Annotated in this window: 19 protein-coding genes and 1 pseudogene; 4 read left to right on the top strand and 16 right to left on the bottom strand. The window is 59.6% G+C overall.

Going from position 1 to position 22,611, the window contains the following annotated elements:
* Nucleotides 1-218: 218 nt before the first annotated feature.
* From CD351_RS16105 to CD351_RS08745, 11 genes and pseudogenes are all read right to left on the bottom strand, one after another.
* Nucleotides 219-908: a biotin/lipoyl-containing protein gene (locus CD351_RS16105; protein WP_369880813.1), complete on the bottom strand. Its 690-nt coding sequence runs from the start codon at nucleotides 906-908 to the stop codon at nucleotides 219-221.
* On the bottom strand, nucleotides 875-949 hold the full coding sequence (locus CD351_RS16100; protein ID WP_369880812.1) for a hypothetical protein: 75 nt from the start codon (nucleotides 947-949) through the stop codon (nucleotides 875-877). Before CD351_RS16100 ends, CD351_RS16105 begins: the two co-directional genes overlap by 34 nt.
* Nucleotides 918-2,255 (bottom strand): annotated as a pseudogene (locus CD351_RS08790) (acetyl/propionyl/methylcrotonyl-CoA carboxylase subunit alpha); the annotation flags it as partial. The pseudogene CD351_RS08790 and the gene CD351_RS16100, both read right to left, overlap by 32 nt.
* Before the next feature lie 69 nt (nucleotides 2,256-2,324).
* Entirely contained in the window at nucleotides 2,325-3,146 is an 822-nt protein-coding gene (locus tag CD351_RS08785; protein WP_111992307.1) for a DUF3445 domain-containing protein, read from the bottom strand.
* Nucleotides 3,147-3,150: 4 nt separating this feature from the next.
* Entirely contained in the window at nucleotides 3,151-4,158 is a 1,008-nt protein-coding gene (bioB, locus tag CD351_RS08780) for a biotin synthase BioB (RefSeq protein ID WP_111992306.1), read from the bottom strand.
* Entirely contained in the window at nucleotides 4,155-5,000 is an 846-nt protein-coding gene (locus tag CD351_RS08775) for an alpha/beta hydrolase (protein WP_111992305.1), read from the bottom strand. Before CD351_RS08775 ends, bioB begins: the two co-directional genes overlap by 4 nt.
* Nucleotides 4,997-7,258: a methylmalonyl-CoA mutase gene (gene scpA / locus CD351_RS08770; protein WP_111992304.1), complete on the bottom strand. Its 2,262-nt coding sequence runs from the start codon at nucleotides 7,256-7,258 to the stop codon at nucleotides 4,997-4,999. The genes CD351_RS08775 and scpA overlap by 4 nt, the downstream gene beginning before the upstream one ends.
* A gap of 85 nt (nucleotides 7,259-7,343) precedes the next feature.
* Nucleotides 7,344-8,117, bottom strand: a complete 774-nt coding sequence (locus CD351_RS08765) for an enoyl-CoA hydratase-related protein (protein ID WP_174214260.1) — start codon at nucleotides 8,115-8,117, stop codon at nucleotides 7,344-7,346.
* A 114-nt stretch (nucleotides 8,118-8,231) separates the two neighbouring features.
* On the bottom strand, nucleotides 8,232-8,681 hold the full coding sequence (gene mce / locus CD351_RS08760; RefSeq protein ID WP_111992302.1) for a methylmalonyl-CoA epimerase: 450 nt from the start codon (nucleotides 8,679-8,681) through the stop codon (nucleotides 8,232-8,234).
* A gap of 382 nt (nucleotides 8,682-9,063) precedes the next feature.
* Nucleotides 9,064-10,596: an acyl-CoA carboxylase subunit beta gene (locus tag CD351_RS08750; protein WP_111992300.1), complete on the bottom strand. Its 1,533-nt coding sequence runs from the start codon at nucleotides 10,594-10,596 to the stop codon at nucleotides 9,064-9,066.
* Between the two features lie 93 nt (nucleotides 10,597-10,689).
* Nucleotides 10,690-11,715 carry an NAD-dependent epimerase/dehydratase family protein gene (locus CD351_RS08745; RefSeq protein WP_111992299.1) on the bottom strand — a complete coding sequence of 342 codons (1,026 nt, stop codon included), beginning with the start codon at nucleotides 11,713-11,715 and terminating at the stop codon, nucleotides 10,690-10,692.
* A 75-nt stretch (nucleotides 11,716-11,790) separates the two neighbouring features.
* On the opposite strand from CD351_RS08745, the gene CD351_RS08740 reads away from it, so the two are divergent.
* A complete protein-coding gene (locus tag CD351_RS08740; RefSeq protein ID WP_111992298.1) occupies nucleotides 11,791-12,924 on the top strand; it encodes an FAD-binding oxidoreductase in 1,134 nt (377 codons plus the stop codon).
* A 3-nt stretch (nucleotides 12,925-12,927) separates the two neighbouring features.
* Here CD351_RS08740 and gorA read toward each other — a convergent pair whose 3' ends face one another.
* From gorA to pgi, 5 genes are all read right to left on the bottom strand, one after another.
* Complete coding sequence (gorA, locus tag CD351_RS08735; protein WP_111992297.1) at nucleotides 12,928-14,283, bottom strand: glutathione-disulfide reductase; 1,356 nt, start codon at nucleotides 14,281-14,283, stop codon at nucleotides 12,928-12,930.
* Nucleotides 14,284-14,383: 100 nt separating this feature from the next.
* A complete protein-coding gene (locus CD351_RS08730; protein WP_111992296.1) occupies nucleotides 14,384-15,409 on the bottom strand; it encodes a hypothetical protein in 1,026 nt (341 codons plus the stop codon).
* A 109-nt stretch (nucleotides 15,410-15,518) separates the two neighbouring features.
* Nucleotides 15,519-16,961: a DEAD/DEAH box helicase gene (locus tag CD351_RS08725; protein ID WP_111992295.1), complete on the bottom strand. Its 1,443-nt coding sequence runs from the start codon at nucleotides 16,959-16,961 to the stop codon at nucleotides 15,519-15,521.
* Between the two features lie 224 nt (nucleotides 16,962-17,185).
* Nucleotides 17,186-17,608 carry a hypothetical protein gene (locus CD351_RS08720; RefSeq protein WP_111992294.1) on the bottom strand — a complete coding sequence of 141 codons (423 nt, stop codon included), beginning with the start codon at nucleotides 17,606-17,608 and terminating at the stop codon, nucleotides 17,186-17,188.
* A gap of 323 nt (nucleotides 17,609-17,931) precedes the next feature.
* A complete protein-coding gene (gene pgi, locus CD351_RS08715; protein WP_111992293.1) occupies nucleotides 17,932-19,473 on the bottom strand; it encodes a glucose-6-phosphate isomerase in 1,542 nt (513 codons plus the stop codon).
* 99 nt (nucleotides 19,474-19,572) lie between these two features.
* On the opposite strand from pgi, the gene lepB reads away from it, so the two are divergent.
* Genes lepB through era form a run of 3 tightly spaced genes read left to right on the top strand, consistent with a single transcriptional unit; the run spans nucleotide 19,573 to nucleotide 22,021 of the window.
* A complete protein-coding gene (lepB, locus tag CD351_RS08710) occupies nucleotides 19,573-20,421 on the top strand; it encodes a signal peptidase I (protein ID WP_111992292.1) in 849 nt (282 codons plus the stop codon).
* Complete coding sequence (gene rnc, locus CD351_RS08705) at nucleotides 20,418-21,116, top strand: ribonuclease III (protein ID WP_111992291.1); 699 nt, start codon at nucleotides 20,418-20,420, stop codon at nucleotides 21,114-21,116. Before lepB ends, rnc begins: the two co-directional genes overlap by 4 nt.
* Before the next feature lie 5 nt (nucleotides 21,117-21,121).
* Nucleotides 21,122-22,021: a GTPase Era gene (gene era / locus CD351_RS08700; RefSeq protein WP_111993675.1), complete on the top strand. Its 900-nt coding sequence runs from the start codon at nucleotides 21,122-21,124 to the stop codon at nucleotides 22,019-22,021.
* The last annotated feature ends 590 nt before the right edge of the window (nucleotides 22,022-22,611 follow it).

Below are 22,611 nucleotides of genomic sequence, written 5' to 3'. Positions count from 1 at the left end.
GGTTCGAAATTCCGGATCAAGGTCGACTCGAATTGCAAAGTCGACAGGACAGATCGTCCTTGAAGAGCACGCTTCGCGCCAGCTTGTTAAGGATAATAACCCGTCAAAACATGATATTCGTCGGATCGATACAAAAAATCCGAACGAATAGATTGCCTCGAAAGTATAAAGTTGCCGACACTTCTAAGATTGTGAGCCGACCAGAATGGGTGCGCGACTCATTCCAGTTCGAGAATCACCGCATCCACCGCCAGGCTTTCGCCTTCAGCAGCGTTGATCTTCGCGATCACGCCCTCTTTCTCAGCCCGAAGGATGTTTTCCATCTTCATCGCCTCAACCGTAGCAAGCGGCTGACCGGGCTGGACTTCTTCGCCCTCGCTGACATGAAGCTTCATCAACATGCCTGGCATCGGGCAGATCAGCATCTTTGAAAGATCAGGCGGCTGCTTCTCGATCATCCGGCTTTCATGCTCGGCGAGTCGTGCTGGCAGTACGAGGGCTTCGTGCGAAGCTCCGCGCGTTGTCATCCGCCAGCGCACACCGATCCGATCGATCTGCACGACCATTTCGTTGTCACCGGTGACATGGGCAAATGTCTCACCGACTTCCCAATCCCACGTGCCGTTGAAACGCTGGCCATCGACCGTGCCACCGCCTTCTTCGAGCATTACGTCGAATGACTGACCATCAATCTTCACCGTCCAGTGAGACGGGGGATTGTCGGTCCCGTTAAGCTGGCCAGAGATGCGCCGCGCGCGCACCTGCTGCGTGAATTCGGCCCCCGCAAACAAGCCGGCCAGCTGGCGCAGCCATTCTTCGCTGGCAGGCGCGCCTTCGAAACCTTCGGGATATTCTTCGGCGATGAAACCGGTCGTCAGATCGCCTGATCGGAAGCGCGGATGCTGCATGATTGCCGACAGAAAATCGACGTTGTGGCCGAGCCCGACAATGCGGAACCGGTCGAGCGCTTCGATCTGAAGGTCAGCGGCTTGTTCGCGCGTGGGTGCCCAGGTGATAAGCTTGGCGATCATCGGATCGTAGAACATCGAGACTTCGCCGCCTTCGAAGACGCCATCGTCGACACGTACGCTGCCATCACCGCGCGCAACGCCGCGGCGTGGTTTGCCAGCGACCTCACCATCATCTGTCCATCCCGGTACGGGAGGCGAGTATTCAACGAGGCGCCCCGTCGAAGGGAGGAACCCGCGATACGGGTCTTCGGCATAGACGCGGTTTTCTATAGACCAGCCATCGATGCCGATGTCGTCCTGAGTGAGTTCAAGCTTTTCGCCGGCCGCCACGCGGATCATCTGCTCGACAAGATCGACCCCGGTGATGGCTTCGGTCACGGGATGCTCGACTTGCAGGCGCGTGTTCATCTCAAGGAAGTAAAAGCTCTCACCGGTCTTATCTGCGCCGCTGACAATCAGCTCTACCGTCCCGGCGGAGTGGTAATCAACCGCTCGCGCAAGCGCGACGCACTGCTCGCCCATCGCCTTGCGCATCTTGTCCGTGACGAAAGGTGACGGCGCTTCTTCGACCACCTTCTGGTGGCGCCGCTGGATCGAGCATTCCCGCTCATTGAGGTAGAGGATGTTCCCGTGCTTATCGCCGAGGATCTGAATTTCGATGTGGCGCGGGTTTTCGATGAATTTCTCGATGAAGACGCGATCGTCGCCAAAGGAATTCAATCCTTCGCGCTTCGTCGCCTCGAACCCTTCGCGCACGTCTTTCTCAGACCAGGCGAGACGCATGCCCTTGCCCCCGCCGCCAGCCGAAGCCTTCATCATCACCGGGTAGGTGATCTCGTTCGCAATCTCGACAGCGTGCTCGGTATCGCGGATTTCGCCGATATGGCCGGGCACGACATTCACGCCCGCTTTTTCAGCAAGCTTCTTGGATTCGATCTTGTCGCCCATGGCCGCGATTGCGCCGGGAGGCGGACCGATGAACGCGATGTTTTCCGCTTCGAGAGCTTCTACAAAGCTCGCCCGTTCCGACAGGAAGCCATAACCTGGATGCACCGCCTCGGCGCCTGTTTCCTTGCACGCCGCGATGATCTTTTCAGGAAGCAGATAGCTTTCAGCCGCAGGCGACGGTCCAATGTGGACCGCTTCGTCCGCCATGCGCACAAAGGGCGCGTTGCGATCAGCGTCGGAGTACACCGCGACAGTCGCGATTCCCATCTTGCGAGCGGTCTGAATGACGCGGCAGGCGATCTCACCGCGATTGGCAATCAGGATTTTCGAAAACAAAGGAGGCCTCCGTGGGCGGTAAAGCGTTGCAAAGCCTATGCCGCCCCAAAAGGCCCGTATCAACCTGCCTTATGTGGGTAAGCTCGGTATCGTCGCGCCAGTATGCGGGAGCCGATCGGCGTATCGGACCAGAGCATCGGCATAGGCGGGAGCGCCGCGCCTGTCGCCTTCACCCGCGACGAGGCTTTTCGCCGCCTCGGCCAGTCTCGAGATGTTATCGGGAGAAAGCGCCGCGAGCGGTTCGACATAAATACCGATGGTAAACAGAATCGCTCCGGTTTCCGGCAGCCTTCGCAACGTCTGGCGTTCGGATCGGACGAACAAGGTCTCACCCGCATTGGCAGGCGTTACATCTGCGAAAGCCTCCACCGCAGGACGCTGTTCGAGCCAGCGGCGATCACCGGTTGCGGCAATGAACCAGTTGCACCTTCCATAGATGGTGCCCGGCTTCAACGTTTCCATGAACCGATCGACGCCGGTTGCCAGTTGCTCTTCATACCCCGCGATAGGCGCATGAAGCGCACGCAAGGGTAGACCGATCTTGTCCGCAGGGCGCCAGTCGGAGGGCCACGCCACGGCCGCCCCGATCAGGCGATACTGGTCGTCCTTTTCACGCTTGGTGAGGAGGCACATGTCCTCATGCGAGCCGAGCGCTGCCCCAGCAAGCCCGCCGTCGACGCCCAGCATCGCGGCCAACTCGCTCCCTGGCTCTTCGGCCTCCGGCGTCAGTTGCACCCCTTCAGGCCATTCGGCAAAGGCGATGCGCCTCGACCCCAGATCAGGGTCCGATTGAAGCCATTGCTCTTCGGTCAGGCGGACCAGCCCCATGCGCAACTGCCCTCCCCCCCGCGCTCGCGGAAGAAGCGAATCGACCGAGAAGCCCAGCGACATGTCCCTATGCCGGTTCGCTCACCTTGCAGCCGCGTGCGGGCTCCTCACCCTGAAGCGCCGTAAGGCCGAGTTTTGCAAACAGTGCGCCATCGCTGTCATCGCCCGCATTGGGTGCAGTTAGCAGTTTGTCGCCGGTGAAGATCGAGTTCGCGCCGGCAAGGAAGCAAAGCGCCTGCGTCGCCTCACTCATGCTCTCGCGGCCTGCAGAGAGGCGGACCATGCTCATGGGCATGGTTATGCGCGCGACAGCGACCGTACGGACGAATTCGATATCGTCGATCTTGGCGAGCGGCGTGTCGGCAAGCATATCGCCTAGCACCGTGCCCTTTACCGGCACCAGCGCGTTGACGGGTACGCTTTCGGGATGCGCGGGCAGAGTGGCAAGAGTGTGGATGAAACCGACGCGGTCATCGCGCGCCTCACCCATGCCCACAATTCCTCCGCTGCAAACGTTTATCCCTGCGCTGCGCACGTGGTCGAGCGTGTCGAGGCGGCACTGAAAATCGCGTGTCGAGATGACCCGCTCGTAATATTCCGGGCTGCTGTCGATATTGTGGTTGTAATAATCGAGCCCCGCCTCGGCGAGCATTTCGGCCTGATGGGGCTTCAGCATGCCCAGCGTCATGCAGGTCTCCAGCCCCATGTCGCGCACGCCTTTAACGATTTCGACGATCGCAGGCATGTCGCGATCCTTGGGCTTGCGCCACGCCGCGCCCATGCAGAAGCGCTGGGACCCAGCATCCTTGGCCTGTGCTGCGCGCTGAAGCACTGCCTGCACGTCCATGAGCTTGGTCGCTTCGACCCCGCTGTCCGCCTTCACCGATTGCGAGCAATAGCCGCAATCCTCCGGGCACCCGCCGGTCTTGATCGAGAGCAGCGTGCAGAGCTGGATCTGCTCAGGCGGATGGTTCTCGCGATGAACACTTGCCGCGCGGAAGAGCAGCTCAGTGAAAGGCAGATCGAACAGGTCCGCGATCTCGTCGCGGGTCCAGTCGGTGCGGATAGTGGTCATTTAGTTTCTCCCACTTCGCTGCATTCGACAACGAAGCCATATTCCTCGAGCCAGTCGGCATCGGTCGGTAACAGGAATTGCAGCGCATCGGCCAGCAGCTGATGCATCGTATTGGCGTGGCGCACGTGGCTGCTCCGGCGGTCGGCGAAGCAAACAGCATCGCCCGCAGCGTTCACGAACCGCAGTGCGCCTTCTTCTGTCGCGCCGCCTTCATCGGCGAGCGAAAGGAAAAGCGGAGGGCGCATAATAGGAGGCTCACCGGAAAGCTTACGCGAGAGGCTTTGATTGTCCCACTGCAAGCTCGGTGAAAGCGCCGCGTATGCGTCGAATGCTTCAGGACGCGTCATCCATGTTTCGGCAACAAAATGTCCTGCAGCGCTTTCGCCAACAAGGATCGCGGTACCGTTTTCGCGGTAGCGAGCACGAACCATGGGCATGACATCGTCGATCAGCCATTGACGAAAAGCGTCAGCCTCGCCTGCGGTCGGATAACGCTCCCGCTCCTGAGGCGAAGCGCTGGGCGGTAGCAATTCGCGCTGGCGGTCCACAGTCTCAACCCCGATGATGATGGCCGGCTGGCTGCGTCCCCAAAGCTGGTTCCAGGTGTGAATTCCGTGCGCAAGATAGATATCCTGAGCCTCGCCCCCGTCCAGAACGAACACTAGCGGATATGCGTTGTCGCTCTCTTCGTAGTCGAGCGGCAGCAGCACGTTGATGCGGCGTTCAGAATCGTGAGTGGTAACGACATGAGCTTCGCCCAGCGAGATGGGCGATGGCTCCTCGGCGATGAGCGGACCAGCGAGTACCAGCGCGGCGAATGCCGCAAAACGCGAAAGTCTCACTCCGCCGCCTCATCAAGCCCTTCGCCAAGTGGCGGCATGTTGTGGCCGAGCAGTGTGAGAATGTCCGCCGCACATTCGACCACGTTTGAGCCGGGACCGTAGATGCCTTGCACCCCCGCCTCGCGCAGGAAGTCGTAATCTTGCGGCGGGATTACGCCGCCGGCGGTGACCTTGATGTCGCCGCGTCCGGCATCCCTTAGCAAGCGGATCAGCTCTGGGATCAGCGTCTTGTGTCCTGCGGCAAGGCTCGACGCTCCGATCACGTCGACATTGGCTGCAAGCGCCATGTCGCGCGTTTCTTCAGGTGTCTGGAACAGCGGGCCGGAGATCACCTCGAAACCCATGTCGGTGAACGCGCTGGCGATCACATTCGCGCCGCGATCGTGGCCGTCCTGACCCATCTTCGCGACCATTATTTTCGGCTTGCGGCCCAGCCTGCGCTCAACCGCATCGACACCATCGGTCACCTGCGCCCAACGGCGGTCGAATTCGTAGGCGCTCTTGTAAACGCCGCTGACCGGCTTTGGCGTCGCATCGTGGCGGCCGAAAGCCTTTTCCATCGCCATTGAAATTTCGCCCAAAGTGGCATCGGCGCGCGCGGCCTCGACAGCCTTGGCGAGCAAGTTCACTTCGCCCTTGGCTTCCATTTCGGCGATCCTGGAGGGAGGCAGCGGAATGCCCCGCTCGTCACGCCCGTCACCCAGCGCTGCACGTGCTGCGACCGGATCAGTCTGAGCCGCCTCGGTCAGCGCTGTGAGCGCGGCCTGACAAGCTGCCTCATCGCGGCCAGCGCGCACTTTCTCGATCCGCGCAATCTGGCTCTTGCGCACCTTCGCGTTGTCGATGTCGAGCGTGTCAATCGGGTCTTCTTCGTCCTTACGATACTTGTTGACGCCGACGATTACGGTTTGGCCCTGATCGACCATGGTCTGCTTTTCCGCGGCGGCGCGTTCGATAGCCGCCTTGGGAGCACCGGTCGCAACATAAGCGGTCATCCCGCCTGCCTCATCGACCACGGCGATCAGCTTCTCCGCTTCCTCGACCAGCGTCGCGGTCAACGCCTCGATGTAATGCGAGCCGCCCAGCGGATCGACGACATTGGTAATCCCGCTTTCCTCCTGGAGCACCAGCTGCGTGTTGCGCGCAATGCGCGCGGAGAAGTCGGTGGGGAGCGCGATGGCTTCATCGAGAGCGTTGGTGTGCAGGCTCTGCGTGCCGCCCAAAGTTGCTGCCATTGCTTCGATCGTGGTGCGGATCACGTTGTTGTAGGGGTCCTGCTCCTGCAGCGATACACCGCTCGTCTGGCAGTGCGTGCGGAGCATCTTGGAACGCTCGCTCTTTGCGCCAAGCCCGTCCATCACGCGGTACCAGAGCGTACGCGCAGCGCGCAGCTTGGCGATCTCCATGAAGAAGTTCATTCCGATGCCGAAGAAGAAAGATAGGCGCCCGGCGAAGGCATCAATATCGAGCCCCGTTTCCATCGCGCGCACGGCATATTCCTTGCCATCAGCAATCGTGAAGGCAAGCTCCTGAACCGCCGTCGCTCCGGCCTCGTGCATGTGATAGCCCGAGATTGAAATGCTGTTGAATTTCGGCATGTTGGCCGAGGTATATGCGATGATGTCAGAAACAATCCGCATGCTCGGTTCGGGCGGATAGATATATGTGTTGCGGACCATGAACTCCTTGAGGATGTCGTTCTGGATGGTCCCCGAAAGCTTGTCCTGAGAGACGCCGGAACGCTCTGCCGAGACGATGTAGAACGCGAGCACCGGGATCACCGCGCCATTCATGGTCATCGACACGCTCATGGTGTCGAGCGGAATCTGATCGAACAGGATTTCCATGTCCGCGACCGTGTCAATCGCAACGCCGGCCTTTCCGACATCGCCGACAACGCGCGGATGGTCGCTGTCATAGCCACGGTGCGTGGCGAGATCGAAGGCAACGCTCAGCCCTTTCTGCCCCATGGCAAGGTTGCGGCGGTAGAATGCGTTCGATTCCTCGGCAGTCGAAAAGCCCGCATATTGCCGGATCGTCCACGGGCGACCCGCATACATGCTTGCCTTTACTCCGCGCGTGAACGGAGCAAAGCCGGGCAGGCCAGGATCGAAGTCCACATGGTCTTCAGCGGTGTAAAGCGGCTTGATCTCGAAGCCTTCTGGCGTTTGCCAGGTGAGGTCACGGCCCTTGCTTTCTTTGTCAGCGAGAGCCTTCCAGTCGGCGGGGGTCGGCGGCAAGTCGTTCGTGTCAGTCATGCGTGATCTCTAAGCACAAACAACACGCCAACGAAAGCTGGTGTGATGAGAGCGACAGGAAAGGAAAAGCGGTCAGAAGGAAAGCTCAGGCGCCTTTGAAAACAGCCTTGCGCTTTTCAAGGAACGCCATGCCGCCTTCCCTCGCATCGTCGGAGGCCCCGGCGATGCGCTGCGCTTCCGCTTCGGCGAGGAGCACATCGTTCACCCCGCCATCGAGCGCGGTCATGATGTTACGCTTGATCTGGCGATAGGAAACGGTCGGGCCATTGGCGAGCTTATCGGCGAGCGCGCGCGCTTCGTCCATCAGCAGTTCGTCATCAACGCATTTGTAGATGAGGCCCCATTCCTCTGCCTCGCCCCCGCTGATCTTTTCGCCCAGCATCATCATCCGGGTCGCGCGCGCGCGGCCAATGGCGCGGGCGAGCATCCAGGTTGAGCCCCCATCGGGCACAAGGCCGATATTGACGAAAGCCTGAAGGAAATAGGCACTCTTGCTCGCAATCGTGAAGTCCGCTGCGAGTGCGAGCGAGCACCCGACGCCAGCCGCCGGTCCGTTGACCGCGCAGATCACGGGAACATCGGCGCGCAGCAGCTGGTTGATCGCAGGGTTGTAATGATGAAGCAGCGCCTCGTGGCTACCGCCCTTGGAATCGCTCGACCGGGCCGACAGGTCCGCGCCAGAGCAGAAACCTTTCCCCTCGCCCGTGATCAGCACGCAGCGCGCGTCACCCAAGTCATAGAACACCTGCGTGATCTCGTCCGCCATCTGCGGCGGCATGGCGTTGAGGCGTTCAGGACGGTTGAGCGTGATCGTGGTTAGCGGGCCGTCAGCTTCGACGCGGATGGTTTCATAGGTCACTTGTCTCTCTCCCAAGCGCATTGGTTTGCGTTTCGATTGGCAACGCTTTGCCCAAACGTAGCGCTTGAGACAAGTCCGCTACGACGCGCTTAGGCAATCGCGCGTCAGGTCACATCAGTTAGACCAGTGCGCGCCTTCCTTGGGTGTTTCCATGATCTCGGTGAGCATGCCCTGCATATCCTTGGGATGCAGGAAGAAGATCGGAGTGCCATGCGCCCCGATGCGCGTGGGGCCGAGGATGCGTTTGCCCAAGCACTCGAATTCGGCGCGCGCTTCCTCGATATCGGGCACTTCGAAACAGACATGATGCTGCCCGCCCAGCGGGTTCTTGGCGAGGAAGTTGTTGATCGCGCTGTCGGGTCCGAGTGGTTCGATGAGCTCGAGCTGCGTGCCGTTCATCCCGCTGTCGGTGGGCGTGTCGACGAAGCAGACCTTTACGCCCTGCTCGGGCAGGTCGAAGGGCTCGTGAATATGCGTCGCGCCGAGCGTATCGCGGTAATGCGCGATGGAGTCGGTGATGGAGGGGGTGGCGATGCCGATATGGTTGAGGCGGCCTAGTTTCATGCTTTATCTCGTAATTCATGCGACGGCTGGAATCCAGCCTGCGACATCAATGTTTGGACTCCGGCCTTCGCCGAGGTGAACACTTCGTTCCGTGCGGCTCAGATCGATTAAGTCTCGGCCTCGCTACAGTTCGCTTCGCACGCTTCGCCCTCACCAACCTGCTGCAAGGTCGCTGCAAATGCGAAAGCCAATGCGGCGAGGCTGACTATCAGCGTAATCCACCAGCCAAATACAAAAACGACCCCATCTCGACGCGACAAGCCTGTCGCCGATCCGCCCGGATCGAAAGCGAACATTTTTCCAGTCTGCCAGCCTCTGAAGCACTGCCAAAGCCCAAGGAATCCCGCGAGCGCTGGAAGAAGGATAAAGACCAATTCCATGGTCACAACGGAATATTGTCATGCTTCTTCCAAGGATTCTCAAGCTGCTTCGTCCGCAGCTTCCTTAGCCCCAGCGCGACCCTACGCCGGGTCGCATGCGGGTGGATCACCTCGTCAATATAGCCACGGCTCGCCGCCACGAACGGGTTCGCGAACCGCTCCTCATATTCCGCTGTTTTCTCGGCGATCTTTTCCGGATCGTCACGGTCCTGGCGGAAGATGATTTCCACCGCGCCCTTCGCGCCCATCACCGCGATCTCAGCCGTGGGCCAAGCGTAGTTCAAATCGCCGCGAAGGTGCTTTGACGCCATCACGTCGTAGGCGCCGCCATAGGCCTTGCGGGTGATGACGGTGATCTTGGGCACGGTCGCCTCGGCATAGGCGAAGAGCAGTTTTGCGCCGTGCTTGATGATGCCGCCCAGCTCCTGCGCGGTGCCGGGCAGGAAGCCGGGGACGTCGACGAAGGTCACAATCGGAATCTCGAACGCATCGCAGAAGCGCACAAAGCGCGCGGCCTTCTTGGAAGAAGCAATATCGAGCACGCCCGCGAGCACCATCGGCTGGTTCGCGACCACGCCGACCGTGCGCCCCTCGACCCGGCCAAAGCCGCAGATGATATTCGCGGCGTGCGCTGGCTGGATCTCGAAGAAATCGCCCTCGTCCAGCGTTTTCCGGATCACCTCGTGCATATCATAGGGCTGGTTGGCGTTGTCGGGGATGATCGTGTCGAGGCTCGGCTCCTCGCGGTCCCACGGATCGTTCGTAGGAAGCTCGGGCACTTCCTCGCGGTTCGACAGCGGCAGGTAGTTGAAGAAATCGCGCGTCGCGAGCAGCGTCTCAATGTCGTTTTCATACGCTATGTCGGCAACGCTCGTCTTGGTGGTGTGAGTGATCGCGCCGCCCAATTCCTCTTGCGTCACCTCTTCATTGGTGACGGTCTTTACCACTTCGGGGCCGGTGACGAACATGTAGGAGCTGTCCTTCACCATGAAGATGAAGTCGGTCATCGCGGGGCTGTAAACCGCTCCGCCCGCACAAGGCCCCATAATAAGGCTGATCTGCGGAATGACGCCCGATGCGAGGACATTGCGCTGGAAAACCTCGGCATAACCGCCCAGCGACGCCACGCCTTCCTGAATGCGCGCGCCGCCGGAATCGTTGAGGCCGATGACCGGTGCGCCGACCTTCATCGCGGTGTCCATCACCTTGCAGATTTTCTCCGCATGGCGTTTCGACAGCGATCCGCCGAAGACCGTGAAATCCTGGCTGAAAACGTAAACCAGCCGCCCGTTGATCGTGCCCGATCCGGTGACAACGCCGTCGCCCGGAATCTTCTGGCTTTCCATGCCGAAGTCGACGCAATCGTGTTCGACATAGGTGTCGATTTCTTCGAAGCTGTTTTCGTCGAGCAGCACGTCGAGCCGTTCGCGCGCGGTGAGCTTACCCTTGGCGTGCTGCGCATCGATCCGCTTTTGCCCGCCGCCCATCCGGGCAGCTTCACGGCGGCGTTCCATTTCGGCGATATTGGCTGACATTCGAGGCCTGTCCCTGGTGTGTTATTGGATTTGTGGTGGGTCGTTGCCGCAGCGACGCGGCAGCGTCAATCGTTCAGCAACGAAGCGGAACGTTCACACTTTCACCACCCCATGCTCAATCAGGCTCTTCGCGCAGTCGATCACGCTTTCTTGGGCTGGCCGCGTCTCCCATCGAAGCCGTTCCTTCGTATGGCTGACATCGCAGTGACGGCTCTTGCCAAGCTCACTCTTGATGGAACGGACGCCTTCATTGAACAGGCTCAGAATGTGGACGAGGAAGTTGGGCATGACCTTGGTCGGCACCTTCTTCGTGTGCTTGGCAGGCAATCCTTCCTTGAGCATTCTCGCGACATCGATGAATTTGTAGAAGCGGCCAGCAGCCAGAAAACGCTCTCCACCCAGCCCCGGCTCCTCAAGGCATTTGACGTGTAGCTCCGCCGTGTCGCGGGTGTCGACGATGGCAAAGCCCAAGTCCGGCGCCATCGGAACTTCGCCAGAGAGCAATTGTCGCACTGCCTCTACCGAGGGGCTGAAATCGGGATCATCGACAGGGCCAAGCACCATCGAGGGATTGACCGAGACGAACTCCATATCGCCGCCATGCTCCGTCACCCAGTCGCGCGCGGCGCGTTCCGCGATCGTTTTTGATTTGATGTAAGGATAAATGTCCGGGTGCGTGATGTCGGTCCAGTCGGCTTCACTGACCGTGTATTCCTTTTCATTGCGGCCATAGGCTACCGCTGCCATCGAGCTGGTCTGGACGAAGCGCTTGACCCCCGCTTCCTTGGCAAAGCGAAGGGCGCGCAATGTTCCTTCGCGAGCAGGCACGATCATCTCGTTTTCGTCCTTCGGGGTCGATGCGGCGATTGGCGATGCGACATGCGCGACATGTGAACATCCGGCGATCGCCTCTGCCCAGCCGTCATCGGACATAAGTTCAGCTTCGAACACTTTGACCCTGGTTTCGTCCGGATCGCTAAGACGCTGGCGCAGCTTCGCCTCGCTCCTTGCCTTGTTGCGCACAGTCGTATGAACGGTCCAGTCGCGCGCCAGCAACTGGCGGATCAATTCGCCTGCGATGTAGCCGGTTCCCCCGGTTACGAGTACAGTCTTAGTCACGGCGAATGCTCTCCCTGTTCTGTTCTTTCGCAAGGGTAGTCACATGCGTTTCAACTCGCAACTTTGCTCAGCCTTATGAAAAGGTTCGACATCTGTGTGATCGGGGCCGGCATTGCGGGTCTTTCGCTCGCAGCAAGGCTTGCGCATCGGGCCAGCGTTGCGGTTATCGAGGGGGAGAGCGCGCCCGGCTATCACGCTTCGGGACGCAGCGTCGCATTCGCGCATTTCGGTTTGGGCGAACGCGTTGTTCGCACACTCACGGCGCTAAGTCTTGATGACCTCAAGGCCCGTCCGGCAGACGACCGCGCAGCGCCAGCCGAAGTGCACCCTGCCCTCCACATCGCCTCACAACGCGAGGTCCCGAGGCTCGATGCTCTCGAAGATGTCCACCGTGCATTCGGATGCGATTATGTACGAATGTCAGGTGGTGAGGCCGTTCGATACGCGCCCGCTCTCAGAACTGGACCTGACTATTGTTACTCCGCCATTCTCGATCGCGGCGCACTGAAATTGGATGCGGATGCGATACTTCAGGGGCACGCTCGAGATATTCGGGCGATGGGCGGAGAGCTGAACCTGGGTGCCAGCGTAAACTCCATTGCGCGATCCGGTGAAGACTGGGTGATCGACACCGCCGCGAGCACCTTCACATCGCGCATTCTCGTCAACGCCGCGGGTGCATGGGCGGACGAGATTGCGAACATGGCGGGTGCAAGTCCCATCGGGATCGAACCGCGCCGCCGAACCGTAATCTCATTCCCCGGCCCTCACGGCACCGATCTGTCGCAATGGCCCTTTGTCAAGACCGTGGGCGACGGATTTTACATGCTTCCCGAAGGCACAGGTCAATTGCTCGCCTCGCCCATGGATGAAGGTGCCAGCGCGCCATGCGATGCGGCGCCGGAAGAGATCGACATCGCGACCATTGCCGAGCGCATAGAGCAATCGACCAAACTGACCGTCAGCCGGATCTCGCATTCATGGGCTGGGCTCAGAAGCTTCGTTCGCGATGAGCTTCCCGTCGTCGGCTTCGCGAAAGATGCGCCCGGCTTCTTCTGGTGCGCTGGACAGGGAGGGGCCGGTTTCCAGACCTCGCCCGCGCTTTCACGCATTGGTGAGTTGCTGGTCCTGCGCGAAGATTGGCCGGAAGAGCTCGAAGCGAAGGGACTCAACCCTTCGCTTTTTGCACCATCGCGGCTCGGCGCGTGATCCTCACCTGAGGAGGACGAGTTCCTCGGCCACGGTCGGATGAATGGCGGTCGTCGCGTCGAAATCGGCTTTGGTCATGCCCGCTTTCACCGCAACGGCGGCAGCCTGCATGATTTCGGGCGAGTCCGGACCGATCATATGAATGCCGAGAATTTTCCCGTTGGCATCATCGCAGATCATCTTGATGAGACTGCGCTCATTACGCTGGGCGACGACATTCTTCATCGGGCGGAAGTCGGAAGTGTAAACCGCAACCTTGCCGTACTGGTCCTTCGCTTCGCGTTCATTCAGGCCGACCGAACAAATCGGCGGATGGCTGAAAACCGCACTTGGGATGCATGAGTGGTCAACGCTGTATGGCTCGCCCGGACCAAACAGGCTGTCGGCAAAGGCCTGGCCTTCGCGGATCGCCACCGGGGTCAGCTGCACCCGGTCGGTAACGTCGCCAACGGCGTAGATGTAATCAACATTGGTCTTCGAAAATTCATCGACCTTGATTTCGCCCCTGTCGCCAAGTTCGACACCGACATTATCGAGGCCAAGCCCCGTTGTGTTGGGGACGCGTCCAGTAGCAGCCATGACGAGATCGAACTCGCGTTCTTCGTGATTGGTCATCTTGACCGCGAAGGTGCCATCCTCGTTTTTCCTCACGTATTCGAATTCCGCATGGAAACAGAATTCAATGCCCTTGGTCAGCGAAATCTGCATCAGGCGGTCGCGCAGGGCGAAATCATACTGGCGCAAGATCACGTCCGAGCGGTTTGCGACCACGACCTTGCAACCGAACTCGTTAAAGATGCCCGCAAATTCGTTCGCGATGTAGCCGCCGCCTGCGATCAATATGCGCGGCGGGATTTCGTCGAGGTGAAATGCCTCATTCGAGGTGATGCAGTGCTCGCTTCCTTCAAATTCGGGGACATGCGGCCACGCGCCAGTCGCGATAAGGATGTATTTGGCGGTAACCACCTTGCCGCTTGCGAGCGTGATTTCATGATCGCCGGTAATTTCCGCGCGCTCATGAAAGATGGTGACGTCGTGCTTGTCGAGCGTGTCGGTGTAGACGCTCTCGATGCGTGAGACGTCTTTCATGACGTGGTCGCGCAGCTTGATCCAGTCGAAGCTCTTGCCTTCGATGGTCCAGCCGAAATGCGTCGCGTCTTCAAGGTCTTCAGCAAACTGCGCGCCGTAGACCAGCATTTTCTTGGGGACGCATCCGCGAATGACGCAGGTACCACCGACGCGGTGCTCCTCTGCTGCTGCAACGCGCGCGCCATGGGCTGCGGCAACACGGCTGGCACGCGTGCCGCCCGAACCTATGCCGATTGTAAAAAGGTCGAAGTCGTATTCTTGGTCAGCCATGCTTGCTCCTATCGCGTTAAGGGTGCCTATGACTGCGTTCGATGAACGCCGCAACCGCGTTACTCGCAAGCGGACCGGTTATGCTTTGAGCAGGAAAAGCTTAGCTTTCGAGGAAGCGCCCATAATCGCGCAGAAGCTCGAAGGCTTTCATGTTTTCAAGCGTAATGCGGCTCTCGTCAGTGATCCCCGTCAGGCGATAAATCAGCCGAAGGATCGCCTTTTGCTGGGTTTCAGATATGCCCACGAGACTGATCAGCATGTCAGGATTGTCATGCTCCAGCTCGTCAAACAGCATCGCGACATTCATCGGGTCAAAGCCGAAGCCGAGAAAACCCAGCCTTTTGCCGCGCGACATCTCGGCGCGCAGATAAGACTGGAACTGGCGCGAGGTTGCTCTTTGGCTGGCTGTGAATATCCGTTTTGACAGGCTGACGATGTTTTCTGGTCGCTCATCGCCCCAGCTTACGCTAGTCTCTTCCCCCTGCCACGGCAGCCGTCCTGCAACGCCATAGGGATGAACGATGCGAAGCCGCCCGGCCACCAGCTCGCACGCTTCCTCGTAAGTCATGCCGAACGCTCGCTGCACCACCCAAGGCAGGTAATGCTCGATGGCGCGGTCGTAATTGAAGCACACGATCGACAGCTTCTCGAAACACTCTTCCGCCTTTGCGCGCGGAACGCCTTTGACGATCAGTTGTCCCAGCTGGAACAGCCAGTTCTCGGTCCCTCGGAGCGGCAATTCATCAGCGGCGCGCGGTTCGATGGCAAGCGTCGACTTCGATTCTGCCTGCAACGTGTAATAGATGATTGCGATCTTTCCCGCGGCCAGCACCGCAGGATCATGACCGTACTGCTCGAGGATCGCGTCGATCGAAGTGGACACCAATGTCGCTTCGCGAATTGCCGTTGCACCTGCGACCAGCTCGTCATAGCTCAGACCGATCTCTTCCGAGATTTGTTCGAACAGATGCGCCAGACTTACAAGATCGCGCGATTTGACCTCTGAATCGAGCCGCTCGAATTCGTACCCGGCCGCAATCTTCGCGAGAAGATCCGGCCCGTCGGGCATTTCGATCTCGCGGTTCGCTCCGGCCCCGATGATCAAGGTGGTATCGGTACGGATCATAGCGCGATTGGGTCCCTTCTGGCGGTGAGCCGCCAGTTAGGAGCCGCATGCTTAATTTTCGCTTAGGTTTGTCTCAGGGATCAGCGATTTTTCGCGCCGAGTGAAAGGCTCAGCCGTTCGCCGATTGAGCCCGCCCGCTGCCGCCGCCCGGTGAACCGCGACGACCGCGCCGACCGGGACCACCGCTGCGGCGGGAGTTACCATTCGGATTGCCGCCGGGACGCCCGGAAGGCCGGCCTTTGCGCGAAGGGTGCTTGCCACCTGGCTTCTTGGGCTTGGAAGAACCGTCACCTGCAGGCTTTCCTGCCGATGCGCCGGCAGGCTTGGGCCTGATTTTTTTTGCCGAAACGCGTGTCGCGCCGCGCGGCTCTGGCTTGGTCGGGCCGACCCCTTCGACCACGGCGCGGAAGTTTTCCGGCAGGCTGAGACGGTCGAGCTCTGCGCCGGTCGTTTTGCGAATATCCTTGAGATACGCGCGCTCGTCCTCGGCGCAAAAGGCGATTGCGACCCCGTCCTTGCCCGCACGTGCCGTGCGCCCGATGCGGTGGACATATTGTTCCGGCACGTTGGGCAGCTCGTAATTAAGAACGTGACTAACGCCGGGAATGTCGATCCCGCGCGCCGCAACATCGGTCGCCACGAGGATCATGGTCTTGCCACGACGAAACTCGTCGAGCGCCCGCTGGCGTTGAGGCTGCGATTTGTTGCCGTGGATCGCATTTGCCGGGATTCCGGCGCGGCTCAGCTTCTTTACGACGCGGTCGGCGCCGTGTTTCGTTCGGGTAAAGATGAGGATGCGCTCAAATTCGCCGGGCACCTTGTGACGGCCTGACAGAATAAGCTCGAGGAGCGACTGCTTTTCGTCCTGCTGCACCATGAAAAGGTACTGGTCGATCCGCTCTGCCGTCGTGCTTTCAGGCGTGACGGAGACCTGCACCGGATTGTTGCAATAGCCGCTGACGAGTTCCTTGATCGCCTTGGGCATGGTCGCGCTGAAGAAAAGCGTCTGTCGTTCTTTGGGCACCAACTGGCTGATGCGGCGCAGCGCATGGACGAAGCCCAGGTCGAGCATCTGGTCAGCCTCGTCTAGAACGAGCACTTCGACCGAGCCGAGGTTGAACGCCTTCTGGTCGATCAGATCGAGCAACCGGCCCGGCGTTGCAATCAGGATGTCGGTCCCGCGATGCAGCTTGTTACGATCCTTGTTGACGCTGGTTCCGCCAACGATCGACTGCACCTTAAGGCCGGCAAGCGCGCCATATTCCTTGGCGCTCACAGCGATCTGAGAGACGAGTTCGCGCGTGGGTGCAAGCACAAGCATGCGGCACGACTTGAATGGGATGCGATTGTCGGCTTCGCGCAGGCGATCAATGCTGGGAAGCATGAACGCGGCTGTCTTGCCGGTGCCGGTCTGCGCGATGCCGAGCAGGTCGCGGCCTTCGAGGACAGGCGGAATGGCCTGCTCCTGAATGGGAGTAGGAGTAGAATAGCCCTTGAGGTCAAGAGCCTGGAGTACGGGCTGTGAAAGCCCGAGATCAGAAAACTGGGTCATTGAGACTCGCAATAATATGCGACACGCATGCCGGATCGGCATGCGGGAGCGCGGGGTTGGTAACCACCCGCGTGAATTGGGGAGCTTTAAAGACTTGGTCGAGGCGCTGCCGGGGCGGATGAATTCATAGCCGCCGCTTCACGCGGGCACAAAAGCGCCTCGTGTTGGTGCGCCAAATGGGCGCGCGCCGCCACAATGTCAAAGCAATTGTGCTCTAGGGGCGATTACTCGCCTTCAAGACGATTGCGAACGTCCATGTACGAAATGCGCGAGACATAGCTGCCTTCGACAGGAGCGCCCGCAGCGTTGTGGGCAGGTTCGAACATGTGATGCTCGCTCAGCACATCGCACAGCCTGTCGCTGACCCGGCGCATGCGAAACTCCTCGGTGATCTCGCAATCCGTCACTTCGCCAGCCGCATCGACGGTCAGCTTGTAAGCGAGATGCGAACGCCAAACGCGCATGCGGCGCGAGGTTTTCATCAGTTCCCAGTCGCCGGTCCATTCCTTCAATCGCACTGGGGTAGCTTCACCCGCAGCAACTGAGGCAGCCTGTGCACCGGTTTCATCGCCATCGGCCTTCGCAAGCGCTGCAGGTGTAAGCGTAAGGGCAGCGGTTGCTGCAGACAGCGCGAGGAGACGGTTCATGGGGCGGACCTTTGGTTAATCGGAAAGGGGTTGCGACAGAACTGCGAAAATACGCAGAATTTGTGAAAGTGCAAATATGACTCAGATGCTGCGCCGCAGCGTAATTAGTTTGCCGCAAGACGATCAATCTGAGAATTATCGATCCATCGCGTGACTTAAAGCGTCGTGAATCGCGAAAATCATGCCATCGCACTTTTCAGATATGACAATCACATGTCAGGCATGATGTAGCGGAGCCACACAAACGCTCCGCAATCCAATGAGTTCATCTATATGCGGGTTTATCTGAACAAGATGTGAAGCGAGCTGAGGCGCTCGCTCGTTCAACCGCCCAGCCCCGCTGCCTCCATCAAAGCCATGGTGCTCGCATCGAAATCGCCTTCCCCGCTGTCGATTGCTTTTGCCATCGCCTTGCCAAGCTCCACCCCGAACTGGTCGAACGGGTTGATCCCCATCAGCACTGCATTGGCAAAGGTGCGGTGTTCGTGAAAGGCGATCAGCGCGCCAAGAGCAGCTGCATCCAGATCATCCAGCAGGAACATGGCGCTAGGCCGGTCTCCGGGGTAATTGCGCGCTGGATCATCCGACGATTTGCCCGCCATCAGCGCCGCCCCTTGCGCGAGGCAGTTCATCAGCAGGCTCGAATGATGCGCAGGATCGAGCTCGTCTCCCGGAGCGATCGAGGCGATGAAGTCAACCGGGACCAGATGCGTGCCTTGGTGCAACAGCTGGAAGACCGCATGTTGCGCATCGGTCCCAACCCCGCCCCAGGTGATCGGCGCGGTTGGCCCGCTTACTGGTTGACCATCTACCGTCACGCTTTTCCCGTTCGATTCCATTTCAAGCTGCTGGAGATAATCGGGAAGCAGAGCGAGGCGTTCGTCATAGGCAAAGACAGCGCGTGTCTGACACCCACGAATGCGCGCGTAGTAAAGGTCGCCGAAAGCCGCGAGGAGCGGACCATTGGCACGCCCTTCACTCTCGCGGAAATGCGTGTCCATCGCCTGCGCGCCGGCCAGCATCGCGCTGAAATCCTCCATCCCAACGGCAAGCGCGACGGGAAAGCCGATGCTGGACCACAAGGAGTAGCGCCCGCCTACGCTTTCGGGAAACGGCAGGATGCGCGTTTCGTCGACGCCCCACTCAACCGCGCGTTCCGGATTGGCGGTCAGTGCGATGACGCGTCCGCTGGGATCGCTCACCCCATTGTCGGCCAGCCACTTAAGGGCGCTCGCCGCGTTAGTCATGGTCTCTGTTGTCGTGAAGGTCTTCGACGCGACGGCGATCAGAGACGTTGCAGGATCGCACCGCGCAAAGGCCTGTTCGAGCGCAAGTCCGTCGATGTTCGACACTACGTTCACATCGACCAGCTTGAGATCGCGGGTGAGCGCATCAACCGCAAGATCAGGACCAAGCGCCGAACCGCCGATACCGATATGAATGAGGTGGTTGACCTCGCCCAGCGCTCCTTGATGGATCGCTTCGACCAGCATGCCCATGCGTGCGAGAAGCGCCTCGGCTTCCTCGACATCGCTTTCGCGCCCGCTGCCGCGCATGGCGCCATGGGTTGCTGGTCGCCCCTCGGTCGGGTTGACGATACCGCCCCCGAACAGGGCATCGCGTGCAGCATTGAAACCTGCCGTCTCAGACAAGTCCTCGAATAGGTCGAGCGCTGCGTCGGTCAGGTGCGTTTTCGACCAGTCGAGCAGCATGCCGACTTTACCAAGTTCGCCCAGATCGAATTCGAGCTTCTGACTGAGTTTCGAAACACGGGCCTCATCTGCACTGAACAGGTCCGCAAGTGTTTCCTTGGGCAGCGCTGCGAGCCGGTCCCAAGCATCTGCGATACACGATTGATCAGTCATCGGGCCATGTTCCTTCGATAGTCGTTTGCACGGGTCTGTTGCGTTTCTTCGCACACACCCCCTAGGCGGGACAGGACCTCGCGAGTAAGGGGGTCCGTGATGGATGTTAAGACCCAATCTGACGGCAGCGCCGCCATGCAGTCTCAAAGCAGCTCTTCGCAAGAAGAACGCAAGGAGACGCCGGCCAGTTTCGCCCTTTTCCTTCTGAAGCTTCTGCTTGCGGTACTGATGTTCCGCATCTTCGTGTTTTCACCTTTCTCGATCCCTTCCGAAAGCATGGTGCCGCGCCTGATCAACGGCGATTACCTGCTCGCCGCGAAATGGTCTTACGGCTATTCGAACAATTCGCTGCCCATGGATGTCGAGATCTTCCCGGGACGCATTTTCGCCAGCGAGCCCGAGCGCGGCGATATTGCGATCTTCAAGCATCCTGTCGATGGCACCGACTACATCAAGCGCGTCATTGCCCTGCCCGGGGATTCTGTAGCGGTCGTGGACGGACAAATCCTCCTGAACGGCGAACTCATTCCGCGCGAACCCCTTGCCGATTTCGAGATTGAAATCTCGCCGAATACGGGCTGCGCCTGGGGCGGCGAACAACGCGTCAACGAAGAGGGCGTGGCGATTTGCAGCTACACCCGGTTCCGCGAAACCCTCCCCGGTGGCCCCAGCTACGAAGTGCTCGATTTCGGCACCACTCCGGCTGACGATTTTGCGCCCAAGATCATCCCCGAAGGTCACATGTTCGTGCTGGGCGACAATCGCGACAACTCACGCGACAGCCGTTTCGAAGCGCGCGCTGGCGATGCCGTTGGGATCGTCCCTCAAGAAAACCTTGTTGGCGAGGCAACGATCATCATGTGGTCGACCGACGGAAGCGCGGAATGGATCAAGCCGTGGACATGGTTCACCGCTGCTCGCTGGGGCCGGATTGGCGGTACGCTGTGAGTGCGCTTCCGCCCGAGACCCATGAATGGCTCGGCACGATCGGCTTCGAGGTCAAGGAAGGCTCGATGTGGCTGGAGGCGCTGACCCATGGCAGCTTCAACTCCACCCACACCGCAACCAGCCAGCCTGAAGCCGATTATCAGCGTCTGGAATTCCTCGGTGACAGGGTGCTGGGCCTGTCGGTCGCAAGCTGGCTGTTCCGGTCGAGCGATCGCAGCAAGGAGGGCCAGCTTTCGCAGCGCCTCAACGCGCTCGTGAGCGGGGCGACCTGCGCGCGCATCGCCCGCACGATCGGCCTTTCCGATCACATCCGGTTGGGAAAGCAGGCGCGCGAGGATGGCGGATCGGACAGCGACAATATCCTTGGCGATGTGATGGAAGCGCTCATTGGCGCGAGCTTCCTCGACAACGGTTTCGATGCGACCCGCGCGATTATCCTGAACCTGTGGGAGCACGAACTCGCCGGTGATGCCGGCAAGGCAAAACATCCCAAGAGCGCATTGCAGGAATGGGCCGCAGGCAATCGCCGCGCCATGCCGCAATATGACGTGATCGACCGCTCAGGCCCCGATCACGCAGCGCGCTTCACAGTGCGGGTCAGCATTCACAGGGTCGGTGAGGCAGAAGGCGTCGCGACCAGCAAACACGAGGCGGAAAAACTCGCCGCCGCAGAATTTCTGGAGAAATACGGGTGAGCGAGATGCAGACCCCTACCCGCTGCGGCGTGGTGGCCGTAATCGGCGCGCCCAATGCGGGCAAATCGACGCTGGTGAACCAATTGGTCGGCCAGAAGGTCGCGATCACCAGCGCCAAGGCGCAAACGACGCGCGCACGCATGCTCGGCATCGCATTGCACGGGCCGGTTCAGATGATTCTCGTCGATACGCCGGGTATCTTCGCGCCCAAGCGCCGCCTCGACCGTGCGATGGTCAGTGCCGCTTGGGAAGGCGCGGAAAGCGCCGATGCTGTTCTTCTGATCGTGGACCCGATCAAACAGCGCCGACACGAGCTTGAACCGCTGCTCGAAGCGCTCGAACAGCGGCCGGAGCGCAAGATCCTCGTGCTCAACAAGGTCGACAGGGCGAAGAAAGAACCCCTGCTCGAACTCGCACAGGAAATGTCGCAGCGCATCGAGTTTGAAGAGATTTTCTTCGTGTCGGCACTCACCGGAGACGGCGTTGCCGAGATGAAAGAGGCACTGGCAGAGCGGATGCCCGAAGGCGTGTGGATGTATCCGGAAGACCAGGTTTCCGACGCATCGGAACGTCTGCTGGCCGCAGAAATCACGCGCGAGCAGCTTTACCAGCAGCTCCACGAAGAGCTGCCCTATGACAGCGCGGTTCGCCCCGAACAGTACAAGACGCGCCCAGACGGCAGCCTCGAAATCCACCAGCAAATCGTCGTCGCCCGCGAAACCCAGCGCGGCATCGTGCTCGGCAAGGGCGGACAAAAGATCAAGGCCATCGGCGAAGCTGCGCGCAAGGAACTGAGCGAACTTCTGGGGCTCAAGGTGCACCTGTTCCTTCACGTGAAGGTGCTGGAGAACTGGTCCGAGGACAAGGAAGTGTTCGAGGAAATGGGGCTGGATTGGGTGCGGTGATGCGAACACGATAGCGTCAAAGCTAGATGAACATAAAACTGAACGCAGATAGGCATTACAGTTTGGTGAAAATGAACAAGACTTCCGCGCAAATTCTTCGCTCTGTCTTTCCTTAGGCACATCCCAACGAGATTACAATTTTTTCCATTTGCATTCAAAAGGATAGCGCCACTAATCTTATTCGAGGCAATTAAGAGGAGAAAATGATGTTTAAGGTGTTGGCTGCAGCGACGCTGGTTTCGTCAAGTATTGTTGTTCATACGACACCAGCTGTGGCGACTGGAAATTGCTTCTCGACTTATTTTGATGAAGTGGCTGCTTGCTCGCAAAACACGCAATGTGAGAATGCTGCAGGTGCACGACTTATGGCATGCCTGGCAGCCGAAAACGATCCGCCTTGCGCGGGAGAAAACGATCCAAAGTGTCGGACCTAGCAATTTAACGAAGGGCTGCTCCCGCAAGCACGATCCGGATTGCGGGAGCGGCCACCTATTGTTGGCATCGGTGCCGTTTAACTCTTCGTGCGCTGACGGCAAGCAGACAAACCGACGTGAAAACTATCCAGAATGGTGATGTAACCATTTTCTAAT

Source organism: Erythrobacter sp. KY5, assembly GCF_003264115.1.
In the GTDB taxonomy this organism is placed as follows: Bacteria; Pseudomonadota; Alphaproteobacteria; order Sphingomonadales; family Sphingomonadaceae; genus Erythrobacter.
The sequence above is the reverse complement of the archived record's forward strand: the minus strand, read 5'-3'. Positions and strand labels throughout refer to the sequence as shown.